At 62.2% G+C, this 17,135-nt stretch carries 15 protein-coding genes; 6 read left to right on the plus strand and 9 right to left on the minus strand.

Annotated features, from left to right (window positions below; all coding sequences use genetic code 11):
• Window positions 1-16 precede the first annotated feature (16 nt).
• A complete protein-coding gene (locus tag Q7S58_RS16115; protein WP_304828014.1) occupies window positions 17-817 on the plus strand; it encodes an SDR family NAD(P)-dependent oxidoreductase in 801 nt (266 codons plus the stop codon).
• A gap of 14 nt (window positions 818-831) precedes the next feature.
• Here Q7S58_RS16115 and Q7S58_RS16120 read toward each other — a convergent pair whose 3' ends face one another.
• From Q7S58_RS16120 to Q7S58_RS16130, 3 genes are read right to left on the minus strand one after another with little or no spacing between them, the layout of a single operon-like run.
• Window positions 832-3,999 (minus strand): error-prone DNA polymerase, encoded by a 3,168-nt coding sequence (locus tag Q7S58_RS16120; protein ID WP_304828017.1) that lies wholly within the window; start codon window positions 3,997-3,999, stop codon window positions 832-834.
• Between the two features lie 39 nt (window positions 4,000-4,038).
• Window positions 4,039-5,778, minus strand: coding sequence for a DNA polymerase Y family protein (locus Q7S58_RS16125; protein ID WP_304828019.1), 1,740 nt, complete (start codon window positions 5,776-5,778; stop codon window positions 4,039-4,041).
• A gap of 15 nt (window positions 5,779-5,793) precedes the next feature.
• Window positions 5,794-6,711 carry an ATPase domain-containing protein gene (locus Q7S58_RS16130; protein WP_304828023.1) on the minus strand — a complete coding sequence of 306 codons (918 nt, stop codon included), beginning with the start codon at window positions 6,709-6,711 and terminating at the stop codon, window positions 5,794-5,796.
• Between the two features lie 95 nt (window positions 6,712-6,806).
• On the opposite strand from Q7S58_RS16130, the gene Q7S58_RS16135 reads away from it, so the two are divergent.
• Window positions 6,807-6,989 (plus strand): hypothetical protein, encoded by a 183-nt coding sequence (locus Q7S58_RS16135; RefSeq protein WP_304828025.1) that lies wholly within the window; start codon window positions 6,807-6,809, stop codon window positions 6,987-6,989.
• The gene (locus tag Q7S58_RS22255; protein WP_370655531.1) at window positions 6,986-7,333 is read left to right on the plus strand and encodes a type II toxin-antitoxin system PemK/MazF family toxin; all 348 of its coding nucleotides are present in this window, start codon (window positions 6,986-6,988) and stop codon (window positions 7,331-7,333) included. The genes Q7S58_RS16135 and Q7S58_RS22255 overlap by 4 nt, the downstream gene beginning before the upstream one ends.
• A 102-nt stretch (window positions 7,334-7,435) precedes the next feature.
• Here the strand turns inward: Q7S58_RS22255 and Q7S58_RS16140 are convergent, their stop codons facing one another.
• From Q7S58_RS16140 to cofG, 6 genes are read right to left on the minus strand one after another with little or no spacing between them, the layout of a single operon-like run.
• A complete protein-coding gene (locus Q7S58_RS16140; RefSeq protein ID WP_304828028.1) occupies window positions 7,436-8,665 on the minus strand; it encodes an MFS transporter in 1,230 nt (409 codons plus the stop codon).
• A 39-nt stretch (window positions 8,666-8,704) separates the two neighbouring features.
• Entirely contained in the window at window positions 8,705-9,715 is a 1,011-nt protein-coding gene (locus Q7S58_RS16145) for a polyprenyl synthetase family protein (protein WP_304828032.1), read from the minus strand.
• A gap of 10 nt (window positions 9,716-9,725) precedes the next feature.
• A complete protein-coding gene (gene cofE / locus Q7S58_RS16150) occupies window positions 9,726-10,478 on the minus strand; it encodes a coenzyme F420-0:L-glutamate ligase (RefSeq protein WP_304828034.1) in 753 nt (250 codons plus the stop codon).
• A 15-nt stretch (window positions 10,479-10,493) separates the two neighbouring features.
• Entirely contained in the window at window positions 10,494-11,399 is a 906-nt protein-coding gene (gene cofD / locus Q7S58_RS16155) for a 2-phospho-L-lactate transferase (protein WP_304828037.1), read from the minus strand.
• On the minus strand, window positions 11,386-12,639 hold the full coding sequence (gene cofH, locus Q7S58_RS16160; RefSeq protein ID WP_304828040.1) for a 5-amino-6-(D-ribitylamino)uracil--L-tyrosine 4-hydroxyphenyl transferase CofH: 1,254 nt from the start codon (window positions 12,637-12,639) through the stop codon (window positions 11,386-11,388). The genes cofD and cofH overlap by 14 nt, the downstream gene beginning before the upstream one ends.
• Window positions 12,636-13,850 (minus strand): 7,8-didemethyl-8-hydroxy-5-deazariboflavin synthase CofG, encoded by a 1,215-nt coding sequence (cofG, locus tag Q7S58_RS16165; RefSeq protein WP_304828043.1) that lies wholly within the window; start codon window positions 13,848-13,850, stop codon window positions 12,636-12,638. The genes cofH and cofG overlap by 4 nt, the downstream gene beginning before the upstream one ends.
• A 195-nt stretch (window positions 13,851-14,045) precedes the next feature.
• Here cofG and Q7S58_RS16170 point away from each other — a divergent pair, with 195 nt between their 5' ends.
• From Q7S58_RS16170 to Q7S58_RS16180, 3 genes are all read left to right on the plus strand, one after another.
• Window positions 14,046-15,008 (plus strand): DUF1028 domain-containing protein, encoded by a 963-nt coding sequence (locus Q7S58_RS16170; protein WP_304828046.1) that lies wholly within the window; start codon window positions 14,046-14,048, stop codon window positions 15,006-15,008.
• Between the two features lie 92 nt (window positions 15,009-15,100).
• Window positions 15,101-16,144 carry a thiamine pyrophosphate-dependent dehydrogenase E1 component subunit alpha gene (locus Q7S58_RS16175; RefSeq protein WP_304828049.1) on the plus strand — a complete coding sequence of 348 codons (1,044 nt, stop codon included), beginning with the start codon at window positions 15,101-15,103 and terminating at the stop codon, window positions 16,142-16,144.
• Entirely contained in the window at window positions 16,145-17,125 is a 981-nt protein-coding gene (locus Q7S58_RS16180) for an alpha-ketoacid dehydrogenase subunit beta (RefSeq protein WP_304828051.1), read from the plus strand.
• Window positions 17,126-17,135: the final 10 nt, after the last annotated feature.

Below are 17,135 nucleotides of genomic sequence, written 5' to 3' on the forward strand. Positions count from 1 at the left end.
GGCAAAGGTGATGATCATGAAATTCGACGGCAAGGCAGGACTCGTAACCGGCGCAGGCTCGGGTATCGGACGTGCAACCGCGATGGGATTCGCGCGGCGCGGCGGTTCAATCGCGGTGGCGGACATCAACGGCGAAAATGCGAACAAGGTCGTAGCGGAAATCAAGGCAGCAGGCGGCAAAGCGATCGCGATCGTCGCCGACGTCACGCGCACCGCGGACATCGACATGATGTTTTCGCGCACCACCGACGCGTTCGGGCGGCTGGATTTTCTGCACAATAATGCATTCGGGATGCCCGCCTCGCAGGCCGTCAATCAAGTCGCGTCGCGCACCGCCGACGTCGATGACGACACATGGAACAAAATGCTCGACGTCGGACTGACGGCGGTGTTTCGCGCGATTAAGCGCGCGATTCCGATAATGCGCGCGCAGGGTGGCGGCGCGATCGTCAATACCGCGTCGATTTCCGGGCTCCGCGCCGATTATGGAATCGCGGCCTACAACGCGGCCAAGGCCGGCGTGATCAATCTGACGCGCGTGGTCGCGATCGAGTACGCACATCAGGGGATTCGCGCAAACTGCATCTGTCCCGGCGCGATCGATACGCCGCTGCTCGCGCCTGCGCTGACGCAGCCAGGCTTTGCCGATCGGATCAAGGCGGCAATACCGATTGGCCGGCTGGGTCGTCCCGAGGAGATGGCGAATGTTGTGCTGTTCCTGGCGTCGGACCTGGCGTCGTTCGTCAACGGCGCTGCGTTCGTTGCGGACGGCGGCCAGACTGCGAAGACCGGCAGTCCGTCGTTCATGCCGGAGTGAGTCGCGCGGCTCAATCAATGAAAATCGTGCGATGGCGGAATCGCGCCCGGCGCCTGGATTTCCTCGAAGCGGCGCGCCCGAATCGCAGTGACGCCATCCACGGTCTGCAATACACCCTCGGCCAGCAGGATTCCGGCGCTGCGCAGCAGCAGCCGATTTTTCTGAAACAGGTCGGGCGTCACGATCAGGTTGGCGATGCCGGTTTCATCCTCGAGCGTGATGAAGAGAAATCCCTTCGCAGTGCCGGGCCGCTGGCGCACGATCACGACGCCGCCGGTTTTCACCCACGATTCGTGCTTGCCGCGCGTAAGATCATCGGCGCTGAGGATCCCGCGCGCTTTCAGGCTCGGCCGCAGATACGCCATCAGATGAGGCCCCGTGGTGTGACCGGTGGCGGCGTAATCGGCGAGCGTTTCCTCGAGCGCCGACATTGTTGAAAGCGGCACCGGCGCAGATTTGGGCTTCACGCCTGCCAGCAAACTTTTCGGATCGCGCTCGACGGCGGCCGCATTCCACATCGCGTCGCGGCGCGTGAGACCGAACGACGCGAACGCGCCCGCGTACGCGAGTGCGTCGATCTCGCGGCGATTTGGACCGACGCGCGCCGTCAGATCGGCGATCGAATCGAACGGACGGCGCGCGCGCTCACTTTCGATCCGCAGACCGATCTCCTCGCGCAGGCCGTTGATATAACGAAGCCCCATCCGCATCGCGAGGATGCCTGCGCGCTCGACCGTGCATTTCCAATTCGAGCGGGTCACGTCGATCGGCAACGCGATCACGCCGCGGCGCTCGGCATCCTTCACCAGCGTCGAGGGATGATAAAAGCCGAGCGGGTAGCAATTGAGCATCGCGGCAAAGAACGCGGCGGGGTGATGAAATTTGAGATACGCGGAGGCATACGCGATCAGCGCGAAACTTGCGGCATGCGATTCCGGGAAACCGTACAGCGCAAATGACGTGATCGATCGCACGATGTCGTCGGCGACGTTGCCCGCGATTTTGTTGCGCGACATCCCGGCGCGGAGCCGCGCCTCGATTTTTTCCATCCGCTCCGCCGATCGCTTGAAGCCCATCGCGCGCCGCAACTCTTCGGCCTCGCCGCCGGTGAATCCGGCCGCGGTCATCGCGATTCGCAGCAACTGCTCCTGAAAAAGCGGGATGCCAAGCGTGCGCCGCAGAATCGGCTCGAGCGACGGATGCGAATACTCGATCGGTGCGCGTCCGTTGCGCCGATCGAGATACGGATGAACCATCTTGCCGACGATCGGACCGGGACGGATTATCGCAACCTCGACCACCAGATCGTAAAAGCGCTCCGGCTTCATGCGCGGCAGCGTCGCCATCTGCGCGCGGCTCTCGACCTGAAAAACTCCCACCGTGTCGGCGCGACGCAGCATCGCATAGACGTCGGGATCGTCGGGCGGCAGATGCGCGAGATCGATCTCGACGCCTTCATGCGTGCGAATCATCGGGATTGCCTGTTCGAGCGCGGCCAGCATCCCGAGTCCGAGCAAATCGATCTTTATAATTCCGAGATCGGCGCAATCGTCCTTGTCCCACTGGATTACGACGCGACCGGGCATCGCCGCCGGCTCGAGCGGAACGAGTTCGTCGAGCGGTTGCGCCGCGATCACGATACCGCCGCTATGCTGTCCAAGATGGCGCGGCAGGCTCTGAATCTTTCGCACCAGTTCGATCAACATCCGGATTCGCGGCGCTTCCGCATCGACACCGCCGCGCTTCAACAACGCGACCAAATCGTCATGCTGATCGCGAAACTCGTACACCTGGTTGAGTTTGGCGAGGCGATCGACCTGAGTCGGCGAGAAGCCGAGCGTCTTGCCGACTTCGCGCACCGCGCTCCGCGTGCGATACGTGATCACGTTCGCGGTCATCGCGGCGCCGCGTTCGCCGTACCTGCGATAGACGTACTGGATTGCCTTCTCGCGCTGGTCGCCGCTCGGCAAATCGAGATCGATATCGGGCCATTCGCCGCGTTCCTCGGAAAGAAAACGCTCGAACAGGAGTTCCATTTTCACTGCGTCGACCGCCGTGATGCCGAGCGCGTAGCAGACGGCGCTGTTGGCCGCCGAGCCGCGCCCCTGCACCATGATTTTGCTTTCGCGGCAGAACTGCACGATATCCCACACGATCAGGAAATAGCCGGCGAGTTTGAGGCGTTCGACGATGCGGAGTTCATGCTCGAGCTGGCGCCGCGTGCGAGCGTCGATCGCGCCGCGCCATCGTTCGCGCGCGCCCGCATAAGTGAGTATTCGCAAGTAGCTATCGGGCGTCTCACCGGGCGGAAGCGGGTAATCGGGAAAGCGATAGCCCATGTCGCAGAGCTGAAAAGCGCATCGCTCGGCAATCGCGCGCGAGGCGGCAATCGCAGTGGGCAAATCGCGGAACAGGGCGGCCATCTCGGCGGGCGATTTCAGATGGCGCTGATTGTTTACCCATAGCGAGCGGCCCGCTTCCTCGAGCGTGGTCTTGAGCCGGATGCAGGTCAGCACGTCGAGCAATTGGCGATCGGCGCCACCGTGGCAAACGTCGTTGGTCGCGACGATCGGAGTTCCGGTCGCGCCGGCGAGTGCGGCAAGCTTGCGATTCAGCCGTTCCTCGCCGGGATCGAGATGCCGCTGCAAATCGATATAGAAGTTTCCGGCGCCGAAAATTCCGCCAAGACGATCGGTGAGACTCCGCGGATCTTCCCCGCGTACAAGCATCCGCGAGAGCGGGCTCATCACGCCGCCAGCAAGACAAATCAGGCCGCTGCCATAACGCTCGAGCTGATCGATCGCGACGCGGCTGTCGCCCTTGGCGGGATACGCTTGCGATGCGGGCGAACCGTCGCGCGCGAGTGCGCCCGGATTCAGCACGCGCATCTTCGAGTCGGTGATCATGCGGCAGAGATTTTTGTAGCGCTCGCGATCGGGCGCCAGAACATAGAGCCGCGAGTTGTCGTCGAGGGTGAGTTCCGCGCCGACGATTTGCCGGATGCCGGCATTTTTCGCGGCGCCATAAAAGCGCGGCGCGCCGTAGAGTCCATCGCGATCACCGAGCGCGATTGCCGGATAGCCAAGTTCGGCGGCGCGCGCGGCCAGATCCTCGGGCGTGCTGGCGCCCTCGAGAAAGCTGAACGCGCTGCGCATGCGGAGCTCGATGTAATCCGTTTTCATGATCGAAATGTTTGGCTGCGGAACAGAATCGGCGCGCGATTAGTCGTAGCTGCCGTCGAGGAACCATTGGTCCGAATTCACATCGCGGAAGACGCGGTAAACGCCGCCGTCTTCGAGCGCGAGTTCGTAGTAATCGCGAATGAAGCCGCGCTCGCGCTCAGCCGCAGACTCGGTACGCGCGTTCTCATCATGAGTTTGTCCCGATGAATTCAGCGCGCTGCCGTTTTCGCTTGTGCAAGATGAAGCGGCGCAAGATGAGCCAGCAAACGATTTCAAATTGTGCGCGGTTACTTCGCGCGGATGCTGTCCAAACGGCGGGCCGCCATTCCTTTTAATCGCGTGCAACGCCTGATTTTGTTGCGGCGCGGCGCACGCGGGCGATTCGCTAGCGCCGTTCTTCCACCATTCGCCGTCACGACGCCATGGCCCCGCGATCGAGATCACGCGCGCACCGAGATTTTCGCCGCGTATGAATTCCGGGATCGCCCGCGTGCACATCACTTCGATCTCGCGCGCCGGACGAATCGTGCGTATCACCAGTTGCGTGACGTTCTTCAGCGGCGCGTCCGCCGGAATTAGCGGCGCGGCTGGCGGCGCGAACGGTTCGACGCGCATCGCTCCGGGCCGATGCGAATTTTCTGCGCTGAGCGCACCGACGTTGCCCGGACCGCAGAGAGCGGTGAGCCGCGCGATTGTGGTCTGCAATTTGTCGGGAGCAGGCGCGGGCGGAATGAACATATCGGTCTGCGCGGGCCGCGGAACTCGTGGCTCGATGTCGATCCGAATCGATTCGACCGCAACTTCGGGCGGCGCAGCTTCGAGGCTTAAATTGATGAGCGTGAGAATCGCGCGCACGTCATTGGAAGACGCGGCAATCGCGATGCGCCGGCTGAAATTACGATGCCCGCTCATCCCGAATGCGAGCGTGATATCGCCCGCCACCAGCCCGCGAATCGCAAGCCGCTCGGTGAGCCGCTCGAGCATCGGGCGCATCACGAATGCCAGCGGCTCGAGGTTCTCGATACCGTAATCCAGCTCTATACTTTCACTGAAAAATTCGGCGCGGCGGCGCGCGACAATCGGCGCCTGATTGCCCCCGCGCGCAAGGCGGACCAACTCGACGCCCTGGCGGCCAAGGCGCGTGCCCACCGCGTCGGGATTGAGGCGCGCCAACTCGCCCAGCCGGCGCATCCCCCAGCGCGCGAGCGTGAGTTCGAGGTCGTCGCCACGCTCCGATTTGCCGAGCGCTAGCATGTCGAGCGGAATCCAATCGAGGAACTCGCGCTCGCGGCCCGCTTCGATAATGCGGACGCCTTTGCATCGCGCCGCCAGATGCGCCAAATCCTTATTCGCCGCAATCCCGATCGCAGCCGCCATCCCGACCCGGCGCACCTGTTTTACCAACTCGGCGGCAATTTCATTTTCATCATTATAGATGCGATGCAGTCCCGCGAGATCGAGCCAGACGCATCCGGGCGCGCCCCCTTCGACCACCGGCGAGATCGATTCGGCGGCATCGAGCAACGCGCTATGCGCCGAGCTTTCGGCCGCGGGCGATCGATGTGCGACGATCAGATCGGATGAGACGGCGCGCGCTTGCGCGATCGTCATCCCGGCGCGGATTCCAGTTTCGCGCGCACGCACCGAGACCGTTTCGAGTTCGGCGTGCGGCGCCAAGCTGCGGCCGATCGCGAGTACGCTGCTTTCGAATGCGGGATTCGAGCGCACCAGCGCCGCGAGCGAAAAATCGGCGACCATGATGCACGCGATACGAGCCATCGGGGATGAAATACCTCAACGACGCTCGCCGCGACTGCCGATTCGCAGCGCCGGTTTTTCCAAAATGGATTTTTCGTCGAGCGGTTTGGTGGACGACGCGGATGCAACGCCCGGTTCGATCGACAACGGCTCGATCGAATCGATCAGTGCGCGGAGCCGCGTGCTATGCCCCGTGCCGCCCATCTTGTTCCGCGCGACCATCGCTACAACCGCGATTCCGTCGAAGGTCACCGGCGCGCCGGGTGCGAGGCGGCTGAACGACGCCGCGGCGCGACTCGTCGAGAGGCTGAGCGCCGAGAACGTCCCGCACATCCGCCACGGCGCGATCGCGATTACGGCGGCGCCGCTGCGCTCGGCTGCGCGTGCGATTCGAAGCGCGGATGATTGCGTGAGCGCGCGCGGCGTATCGCCGAAATCGACCACCACGAGGCCGAAGCCGCCCGCCTCGAGCACGAGTTCCGCGGCTTTGACGATTGCGGATTGGCGGCGCGCGAGCGGTCGCGCGAACCGGCCATAAGATTGCGATACGGGGCCGGCGTCGGGAATCGACGCCCATAGCATCCGGTGCAGTTCCACGCCGGCATCGCGCATGCTTTCAGGATCGAAGGCGCCCGACGCGTCGAGCCATGCGGCGACCTCGCCGCGGCGCGTCGCGAAGCTGGCGAACGAGGCGGCAATCGAGGTCTTGCCGGAGCCAGGTCGGCCGGTGATTTCGCTGATTCGGCCGCGCGGAATTCCGCCCCCTATTAGTGCGTCGAGCGGAGCCAGTCCCGAGCTCAGTCGCCGATCTTTGCGGGTGAGTTCATGCCCCCTGAAAACCCCCGAAAATTCAAGTTGTTGTTGAGATTTCTGAGGTGCGGGAGAGGGCGGTCTGATAGCCTGAATCGACGGCGAAAAATCGTCATTCCAAGTGGTCTGTAAGAGCGCCTGCATTCATCTGTTTTCGCTCTTTCTTCGCCCAATGTCAAACTAAAATTTAACACTTGAGCTTTGCTATCGCTAAGTAAAAAATCGAGTATACTCGGCTCATGCCTCAGGAATTTAAAAAAATTGATGAGGAAAACCAAGTCTCCCGGATGACACCGGAAGAAGAACGAAGACTCGAAGCCTATATCGAAGCATTCATCGGAACAGAACAAGAATCCATTCCGGCTTTCGAGAAGGCGGGAGTCAAATCCTGGCTCAAGGCAGATCCCTCACAAAAGCGGTGAGACGCGGAGAAGTCTACCTCTGCGATCTGTCTTACGGACAGACTGGGCACGAGCAAGACGGCACCCGTCCCGCGATAATTCTTTCCAACGATAAATTTAACAATAATCGCTCCTGGGGAACGGTTATCGTTGTCCCGATCTCGACATCTCCCAGTCAGGCTCAGCGTCAATACGGAATTTTTCTTCCTCAGGGGAGTGGAGGACTACCCCGCGACAGCGTCGCGTTGTGCCATCAAATCACCACAATTGATCGTGACCGCGTGCAAACTCTCTTGGGTTCGCTCGATGCCAAGCTCCTCGGGCAAGTAGAAGCTGAAGTAAAGATTATTCTCTACCTTCCCTAATATCATTCCTCGAGTGCGACGCGGGTGACGCCGTGCAGAAACTCGTCGGCGATGATCGCGTGTGCCATATCAGGCGCCCGAGCAAATCGCGGCGATTCCTCATCAGGTTGATGCTGCGCTCGCGACCCGCCGACGTTTTTCCGCGAGCGACGCCGAGATGGCACTGGCGATTCCGAGAATCGGAATTGCGAACGCCGCGCCCGCAAATATCGCACGCGGAGCAAATACTGCGAATAGCGGCGCGACGAACATCAGGCCGGTCGCGTGCGCGCCGCGATACACCAGCGTGATCACGCCCATCACGCGACCGAGCAAATCGTCGCCGATTTGTTCCTGTGCGGACGCAGTCACCAGGATCAGCGCGGCGCTTTGTCCCATCCCCGCGAGACAGGCGCCGACGACGACCGGGATCAACGTGCTGCTGAACGCGAACAATCCGTATGCGGGCAGATAGAGTATCCACGCCAGCATGCTCATCCGCGTTTTGTTGGCGACTGGATAGCGAGCGAGGAGCGCGCCGCCGCCGACCGAGCCCAATGCATAGCCGACCATCACGATCGAAAAGCCGCCGGCCTCGCGATGGAGCACGGTGCGCACCAATTCCGGCACGCCGGCAATCCAGGTGCCGGCCGAGATCGTCACGCCGAGACCGATCATGATCACGGCGGTCGCCAGCGAAGGCATCGGGCGCAGCGCGGTGAACACTTCGCGAATCCGCGGACGCTCGGCGCTGCGGCTGATGCCGATCGAGTCGCGATAGCCGATGCGGCCAATCAACATCGCCGACAGGAAAAATGAAAGCGAGTTGAGCGCGAAAAAGGTGCTGATCGGCGCAATCGCGAGGAGGCCCGCGGCAGCGGCCCATCCGCCGATCGAGAGCGCGCTGGTGGTCGCGCTGACGAGGCTGTTCGCCTCCTGCACGTTCTCGCGATCGACCAGCGACGGCACCATCGCGTTGTAAGCGGGCGCGAAATATGAAGTCGCGGTCTCGAGCAAAAACGCAGCGACCACGAGTCCCCAGATTGGCAAGCGATTCGACAGGCCCGCGATCGCGACCGGAACCAGAATCGCGCCGCGCGCCAGATCGGCTGCGATCATCAGATTTCTGCGATTCCATCGATCCGCCGCGACTCCGCCGTGAAGACCGAATACCAGCGCCGGGATGCTGTCGGCGAGCCGCACCGCGATCACTCCGAGCGGACCGCCGGTGACCAGCGCCATCCACATCAGCGCGATGTAGTGAAACGAATCGCCAAGTTCGCTGATCGATATTGCGAAGTAGAGCCGCCGGAAATCCTTGCGACGAAGCAGTTGGAGGGCGCGCGGACGCATCGCGCGGGTCACATCAGGGGTGCAACGAGCGCCGGCACTTCAGACTTCGCGCGAGGTTTGGTCGTCGATCAAGGTGGCGAGGCCTTCGCGATAGGGCGATGCCGGCAGGTCGTCCACGATACCGCGCGCGAGCGCGATTTGCTCCGCCACGAGGCGGCGCGCGTCGGCGACGATCTCCGGCGCTCGCAGCAGCTCAAGCGCGCGTTCGAGCACGGCGCCTTCGATCTGCGTGCTGTTCTGGAAGAGTTTGCGCAGCTCTGCGCTGCGCTCAAAGCCGAGCACCACCGGCAGCGACGGGATGCCCGCGCGCAAGTCGGAGCCGACCGGCTTGCCGATTTTCTCCTCGGGCCCAAGGATGTCGAGCATGTCATCGACCATCTGGAACGCGAGGCCCATCGCGGTGCCGAGCTTCGCCATCGCGTTGATCGTGCGCGGCGGCGCGCCGGCGAGATCTGCCGCAACTTTGCCGCCCGCGTAAAACAGCGACGCGGTCTTGCGATCGATCACGCTGATATAATCGTTCAGCGTCGCGGCGACGTTGTGGCGATAGCGGCTCTCCATCACCTCGCCTTCGGTAAGATGGATGCAGGCTTCGGCCGCGGTGCGAATCAGGCGTTCCTCGAAGCGGCTGCAGAGTTCGAAGGCGCGGCAGAACAAATAATCGCCGGCAATCAGCGACGGACCGAAACCGTAACGCGCGAACGCTGAAGGTTTGCCGCGCCGCAACAGGCCGCGATCGATGATGTCGTCGTGCAGCAGCGTCGCGGAGTGGATCAATTCGAGCGCGATCGCCGCATCGATGGCGAAGTCAACTTTCTGATTGCCGCCGCCGCACGCGCGATACACCAGCATGATGAAAGTCGGGCGCAGTCGTTTGCCGCCCGCATCGACGAGGTAATGACAGATCTCCGCAATGATCGACTCGTTGGAATCGAGCAGGCGCACGAGGCGCGCTTCCGCGGCGATCAGATCTGCCTCGACCAGGCGGGCCGGGCTAAGCAGCTCGGGCGTCGATGGGGAATCGAGTTGGGTTGCTTTGGCTCGTTTCACAGGATGCGGGTCAGCGGAATAAATCGGCTTCGGGCGGCCGAATCAACACTTTCGCGCTGCCTTCGTACGGTTCGTATTGATAGCCGCGCACCACGACGGCGGGCGTCGCGCCGGCTTTTTCCATTAGCAGTCCGGCCGCGCACGCGATGTCATCGGCGATTGCGACCACCGTATGATGAAGTTCGCGTCCGCCGAGATCGTTGGTGCCGCGCAGATCGAGCATCGGATTCATCCCCGCGATTCCAAGACATACTTCGGTGAGTCCGTCGCGCCATGGACGGCCGAACGTATCGGTGATCAGCACGGCTACAGTGACGCCGAAGCGTTTGCGTAATTCGTCGCGGAGACCGCGCGCCGACGCGTCAGGATCTTCGGGCAGCAGGATCGCGCGATCGTCCTCGAGGCTGTTCGATTCGTCCACGCCGGCGTTCGCGCAGACCCATCCGGGCCCCGTCTCGACGATAATGACGCCGTGATCGTTGCGCACGATTCGATTGGTCTGCCGCAGCACGACCTCGACCGCGCGCGGATCTTTTTCCCATCGCGCCGCCAGGTTTTTCGCGAAGTCAGACGGCTCGATCTCTTTCAGATCCAACACGCGGCCCTCTGCCTTCGAGACTACCTTCTGGCACACGACAAGGATATCGCCGTGCTCGAGCTTGAGACCGGTCTGCTGCAATCCGTCGGCAATCAACGCGGCGAGATCGTCGCCGGCTTTGATCATCGGGATTCCTTCGACCGCGGTGAGGCTTATCGTGCGCATCGGCGGGATAGCCTACTACACCTCGAGCGCACGCAGAACCGCCGACGCGAGTTCGGCCGCGCGCTCGGGCGTGGTCATGATGGTGTCGGTCGCAATCGCGCGCATCCCGAGGCGTTCGATCGGCTCAATGAATTTTCGGTCAACGTTGTCGATCACGAACAGTCCCACAATGTCGCGATACAACCTGGCGACGCCGAGCGGAGACACTTCCATGCCGAGGCCACGGAGCATCTTGTCAGCCGGGCCTTTGATCGTTTTGCCGCCGACGATTGGACTGATCGCGGCGACGCGGGATTTGGCTTTGCTCATCGCGTCGCGTACGCCGTCGAGTTGCAGAATCGGACCGAGCGACACGAACGGATTCGACGGCGCGAGAATTGTCGCCGCGGAATTTCGGATCGCATCGATCACTTCGCGAGTGGGACGCGCCTGCTCGATTCCGCGCAACTCGATTTTCTCGACGACACCGCGCGCGCGCCGGCGCACGAAATATTCCTGGAAGGGCAGGGCGGCGAGTCCGCGCAGCTTTACGAAGGTCCGCACCGAATCGTCGGTCATCGGCAGAATTTTCGATTTGATTTTGAATGCGCGCGCGACTTCCGCGGTGATTTGCGTGAGGCGCGCGCCCTGCCGCATCCGATCGGTGCGGTACAGATGCGTCGCGAGATCGCGATCGCCAAGGCCGAACCACGGCTTGCCGTAGAAGCGCTCGAGCGCCGGCAGCACGCAGAACGTCTCCTCAATCAGACCCCAGCCCTGTGCAGGATTCACCACGCCCGCCAGCGTGTACGTGACGGTGTCGATATCCGGCGATACGTGCAGCCCGTAAAAGCTTTCGTCGTCGCCAGTATTGACGACCACGGTCAGCCTTTTCGGATCGATTCGCCGAACCAGTCCGCGGATGAACTTAGCTGCACCCACTCCCCCCGCTAGCGTGGTGATCTGCTGCGAGCGGAGGGGACGCGATCGGGCGCGCTCCATTGGGTGCCTTTTTGCCGTAGAGTTTCTGGTAGAGCGTGGTGCGCTCGACCGCGACGCGGCCCATCTCGCGCGCCTTGTCCTCGAACACATCGACCGGGATGAACTCGCCCGAATCGCCGCCGGCCTGCGCCGTGATGCTCTCTTCCATCAGGGTGCCCGAGAAATCGTTGCATCCGGCTTTCAGCGTGAGCGCCGCGAGATCGATTCCGCACTTCACCCACGAGGTCTGCAGATTGTCGATTTGTCCGCGCAGAAACAGCCGCGAGAACGCATACATCTGGAAATCCAGTTGGCCGCGCTCGACCGGCGAGACGAGTCCCTTGCGAAAGAGCACCGTGTTCTGATGGATGAAGCGCAGCGGCACGAATTCGGTGAAGCCGTGCGTTTCTTTCTGGATCGTGCGCAGCAAATCGAGATGATTCACGACGTGCAGCGGACTCTCGACATGGCCATACATCACGGTCGAGGTGGTCGGCACGCCGAGCGAATGCGCAGTCGTGATGATTTCCACCCACGCCGCGACATCGACTTTTTTGTGGCTCAGAATCTCGCGCACGCCGTCATCCAGGATTTCCGCCGCGGTGCCCGGAATCGAGCCGAGACCGTGATCGCGCAGCATCGCGATGTACTCCGGATAGTCCATCCGCACGCGCTTGGCGCCGTACATGATTTCCATCGGCGAGAATGCGTGGATGTGAATCTCGGGAAACGCGCCCTTCATCGCGACCAGCAGATCGCGATACTTGAACGGTGGCATGTCGGGATTGATTCCACCTTGCATGCACACTTCGGTCGCGCCGCGAGCGACGGCGTCGGCCATCTTCTCGATGATCTTCTCGTCCGAATGATCGTACGCGTCGGATTCCCAGCGCTGCCGTTTGAAGCCGCAGAACTGGCATCCCACGAAACAGATGTTCGTAAAGTTGATATTGCGATTTACGACGTACGTAACTTCGTCACCGACATCTTCGGCCCGCGCGAGGTCAGCGCATTTGATCATCGCGCGGAGATCGTCGCCGACCGCGGTGTAGAGCCCGAGGCCTTCCTCCGGTGTCAGTTCCTTTTTCGCACGCGATCGCTCCAACGTTGCGCGAATCGGCGCGGACGCTTTGCCGAGCAGCGTCTCCAGTGGAGTGGCTTCGATCTCGTCGACGTAATTGCGCCAATATTCCAGATTCACGCTTCGCCTCCGACGCTCGATTCCTGAATCGCCCGATGCATCGTGCGCACGCGGCCGGCGATCGCGGGGTCGAGCCACTCATCATTGATGTATTCAGGATAAATTGCGAGCCTTTCGCCCAGCTTGAATCCCGCGCGCGCGCATCGCTCGCCGAGCATCTCGATATGTGGCCACGGCGCTTCGGGATTCACGTAGTCCTTGCTGAGTGGCGAGATGCCGCCCCAATCGTTGATTCCGGCGTTCAGGAACAACTCGATTTGATTCGGCGACAGATTCGGCGGCGCCTGCACGTTCATCGACGGTCCCAGCACCAGCCGCGCAGTCGCGATTGCGCGCGCCATGTCGTATGCGTCGGGCTCGGGCGCGTCGGCCATCGCGATTTCCGGCTTGGCGCGGAAATTCTGGATGATAACTTCCTGGATGTGACCGTGGCGCTCGTGCGTGTCGCGAATCGCGGTCAGACTTTTCGCGCGCTCCGCAATCGTCTCGCCGATACCGAGCAATATACCGGTCGTGAACGGGATCTTGAGCGCGCCGGCTTCGTCGATCATCTTGATGCGCAGAGCAGGATCCTTGTCCGGCGCAGCCTGATGAACTCCGCCGCTCGTCCGCAGCCGCGGCGAAATATTCTCGAGCATCAGGCCCATGCTTGCATTGAGCGGTCGCAGCGCCCGCATCTCAGCGGCGGTCATGAGGCCGGCGTTGGTATGCGGCAGCAATCCCGCGTCGATCGCGATTTCGCACGCGCGCCCGACGTATTCGATCGTCGTGCTGACGCCGAGTCCCGCGAGCGTCTCGCGATACGACTTGAACGCCACTTCGGGCTTGTCGCCGAGGCACATCAGCGCTTCCTTGCATCCAAGCTCAGCGCCGCGGCGCGACCACTGCTCGATTTCCGTGGGCATCATCGTCCACGCGCCGGGGTCGCCGGGATCCTTGCGAAACGTGCAGTAAGTGCATCGATCGCGGCATAGATTCGTCACCGGCAGGAAGACCTTGCGCGAGTAGGTAACGTCGCGTCCTTTGCCACGATCGCGCAGTTCGGCGGCGGCGGACATCAGTGCGTCGAGGTCGCGGTCGGGGCACTCGATCAGCAGGGTCGCATCGTCGTCGCCGAGCCGTTTTCCAGCAAGCGCGCGATCGAGAATTTCGCGAATCGATGCGCCTCTGCTGACGCCGGAGACGCGCGAGATTTGTGCGGACGCCATCATTCGGGTTTATAAGCCATCACCCTGGTGGAGGCAACCCAGTTGCAAATTAAAACTGCGATTTCGCACTCGCGTTAGCGATGCGTTTTCCAGATGATCGAGAGCATCATGTATCGAGCGCGTTCCTCCGGGGTGTGCCGGGGCGGTAACATCGCCTGAGGGTAGCGGAAGTGAACGTCAAGTAGGGGAGGGTGCCGGATGAGTTCGAAAGATGATCGCGTCATGTATCGAGACGCTATCCACGCGAGCGCGGCGCTGGCCCACACCTATTCAATCGTCGCGCGCGACCCCGACAACGGGCAACTCGGCGTCGCGGTCCAGTCGCATTATTTCTCGGTCGGCTCGGTCGTCACGTGGGCAGAAGCCGGGGTCGGCGCGGTGGCGTCGCAGGCGCTCAGCGAGCCCGCATACGGCAAGCTCGGGCTTGACCTGATGCGCGCCGGCAAGTCGGCCCAAGACACTCTGAACGGCCTGCTCGCATCCGATCCGATGAAGGAAATCCGGCAAGTCGCGATGATCGATGCGCGCGGCAATGCCGCCGCGCATACCGGTTCGATCACGATTCCAGAAGCCGGTCACGTCGTCGGCGATGGATTTTCGGTGCAAGCCAACATGATGCTCAAAAGCAGCGTGTGGCCCGCGATGGCCGAGGCGTATCGCGGCGCGAACGGGCCGCTGATCGATAGACTGCTCGCCTCGCTCGATGCCGCGGAGTCCGAGGGTGGCGATATTCGGGGCCGTCAATCAGCGGCGGTTCTGATCGTCGATGGCGCCAACACTGGCCGTTCATGGGACGACACGATTTTTGATTTGCGCGTCGATGACGCAGTGGAGCCATTGATCGAAATTCGCCGCCTCGCCGATGTCCGCAAAGCATACCTGCACCACCGGCTGGCCGACGCGGCAATGGCCGACGGCGATGTCGCGGCGATGGATCGCGAGTACGAAAACGCCGAGCGCCTGATCGGCGACAATCCCGAGATGCGCTACTGGCACGCGGTCGCGCTGTTGAGCCTCGGGCAAATCGAGCCCGGCCTCGCGATGCTCAAGGAGATCGGCGCTCGCGACCGCAACTGGATCGAGCTGACGCTGCGGCTGCCCGCCATGATGCTGCGGCGCGACCCGGCCGTGCTCCAGCGAATCAAGAATCTGCTGACATAACCGTCCCAATCGCGACAATTACGTTTTGCTCGCATCGCGTCCGCTGCGGTACTCTCGATCCGATAGGCAACTATCGCCCTGGAGTACCATCGATGCCCGAACCAACTGCCGTCCGCGGTTCCGCCGAGCTTGCGCCCAAGCTCGAGCACGAGCTGCAACTTTACTACTGGATGAAGCTGATCCGCGCCTTCGAGGAGCGGGTCTCGCGGCTTCATCGACAGAACAAAATCCTCGGCGGCGTTTACTCGGGCGCGGGCCAGGAGGCGATCGTCACCGGCATCTGCGCGCCGCTTGAGCCGGGCGATTTCGTCGCGCCGATCCATCGCGACATGGGCGTGTTCATCATGCGCGGTGTCGAGCCCGGCCGCCTGATGGCGCAATTGATGGGCAAGGAGACCGGACTTTCGCGCGGCAAGGATTCGTTCCTCCACGGCGGTGATTTGGAGCATCTGGTGTTCGGCTCGACCTCGATGCTCGGTTCGTCGCTGCCAGTCGCGGTTGGCGCGGCGCTGAAGTTCAGAATGAAAAAGGAAAAGAACGTGGCCGTCGCGTTTTTCGGCGAAGGCGCAGCGTCGCGCGGCGACGTCCATGAAGCGATGAACTTTGCCGGCGTTCACAAGCTGGCCGTGCTCTTCGTCTGCGAGAACAATCGCTACGCCTACTCGACGCCGCTCGAAAAGCAGATGGCGATCGAAAATGTCGCCGATCGCGCGCCCGCCTACGGCTTCAAGGGTTACGTATGCTCCGGCAACGATCTGCTGGCGGTGCTCGAACTGAGCGAGCGCGTGATTGCCCGTGTCCGCGGGGGCGAAGGGCCTGCACTGATCGAGTGCAAGACTTATCGATATCGCGGGCATAGCGAGCACGACGCCGCGCTCTATCGCGATAAGGAAGAACTGATCGAATGGCAAAGCCGCGATCCGATTCCGCGCTTCGAGTACTACCTTGAAAAGAAAGGCCACGACATCAAGCGGATTCGCGAGCAGGTGGACGAGCGGACGCGCGACGAGGTGCAGCAGGCGGTCGATTTTGCGGAATCGAGCCCGCTGCCGGAACCTCAAGAAGCACTTGAAGATATTTATGCGCCCAGCGGCGCCCCGACGTCGGGCAATCCTTCGACCAACGGTGCGCGCTAGATGGAATCCACCTACATAAAAGCGATCAATTCGGCGCTCCATGAAGAGATGCGCCGCGACGAAAACGTCTTCGTCATGGGCGAGGACGTCGCCGAACTGGGCGGCGCATTCAAAGCAACCGAAGGACTGCTCGAGGCATTCGGCGAAGAGCGCGTGATCGATACGCCCATCTCCGAGGCGCTGATCGTCGGCGCAGGAATTGGCGCGGCGGTGCTCGGGATGCGTCCGGTGGTCGAGATGCAGTTCGCGGATTTCATCTCGTGCGCCTTCGATCAGATCGTGAACATGGCGGCGACGCTGCGTTATCGGCATGGCGGCAAGGCCAGTTGTCCGCTGGTGATTCGAGCACCGTCAGGCGCCGGCGTGCATGGCGCGCTCTTTCATTCGCAGAATCCCGAAGCGTGGTTCACCCGCGTCCCCGGACTAAAAGTTGTCGCGCCCGCCACTGCCTACGACGCCAAAGGAATTCTGAAAAGCGCAATTCGCGACGGCAATCCGATCGTATATTTCGAGCACAAACGGCTCTATCGAAGTATCAAGGAAGATTTGCCCGAGGGCGATTTCACCGTGCCGATCGGCGTCGCCGAACTGCGCAAAGAGGGCGCCGACCTCTCTGTGATCACTTACGGCGGAACGCTCGGCCAATGCATCGATGCGGCGCGAATCGTCGAGAAGGAGGACGGCCTGTCAGTCGAAGTGCTCGATTTGCGCACGCTGCTGCCGCTCGATCGCGACGCGATTCTTGCGACCGCGCGCAAGACCGGCAAGGTGCTGATCGTGCACGAAGATCGCCTGACTGGCGGTATCGGCGGCGAGGTCTCCGCGATCATCACCGAGAACGCTTTCGAGTATCTCGACGGACCCGTGCGGCGCGTCGCGGCCCTGGATGCGCACGTCGCGTTCAGTCCGCCGCTCGAGGAATTCATCCTGCCCAACACCAACAAAATCGTGGACGCAATCCGCAGTCTGGCGGCCTACTGAACTATGGCTA

The sequence above is a fragment of the Candidatus Binatus sp. genome (genome assembly GCF_030646925.1).
GTDB lineage: Bacteria > Desulfobacterota > Binatia > Binatales > Binataceae > Binatus.

Coding starts and splice junctions, on each gene's coding strand:
- Q7S58_RS16115 (WP_304828014.1), top strand. CDS start 17: ATGAAATTCGACGGCAAGGCAGGACTCGTAACCGGCGCAGGCTCGGGT.
- Q7S58_RS16120 (WP_304828017.1), bottom strand. CDS start 3,999: ATGAAAACGGATTACATCGAGCTCCGCATGCGCAGCGCGTTCAGCTTT.
- Q7S58_RS16125 (WP_304828019.1), bottom strand. CDS start 5,778: ATGGCTCGTATCGCGTGCATCATGGTCGCCGATTTTTCGCTCGCGGCG.
- Q7S58_RS16130 (WP_304828023.1), bottom strand. CDS start 6,711: ATGCAGGCGCTCTTACAGACCACTTGGAATGACGATTTTTCGCCGTCG.
- Q7S58_RS16135 (WP_304828025.1), top strand. CDS start 6,807: ATGCCTCAGGAATTTAAAAAAATTGATGAGGAAAACCAAGTCTCCCGG.
- Q7S58_RS16140 (WP_304828028.1), bottom strand. CDS start 8,665: ATGCGTCCGCGCGCCCTCCAACTGCTTCGTCGCAAGGATTTCCGGCGG.
- cofE (WP_304828034.1), bottom strand. CDS start 10,478: ATGCGCACGATAAGCCTCACCGCGGTCGAAGGAATCCCGATGATCAAA.
- cofG (WP_304828043.1), bottom strand. CDS start 13,850: ATGATGGCGTCCGCACAAATCTCGCGCGTCTCCGGCGTCAGCAGAGGC.
- Q7S58_RS16170 (WP_304828046.1), top strand. CDS start 14,046: ATGAGTTCGAAAGATGATCGCGTCATGTATCGAGACGCTATCCACGCG.
- Q7S58_RS16175 (WP_304828049.1), top strand. CDS start 15,101: ATGCCCGAACCAACTGCCGTCCGCGGTTCCGCCGAGCTTGCGCCCAAG.
- Q7S58_RS16180 (WP_304828051.1), top strand. CDS start 16,145: ATGGAATCCACCTACATAAAAGCGATCAATTCGGCGCTCCATGAAGAG.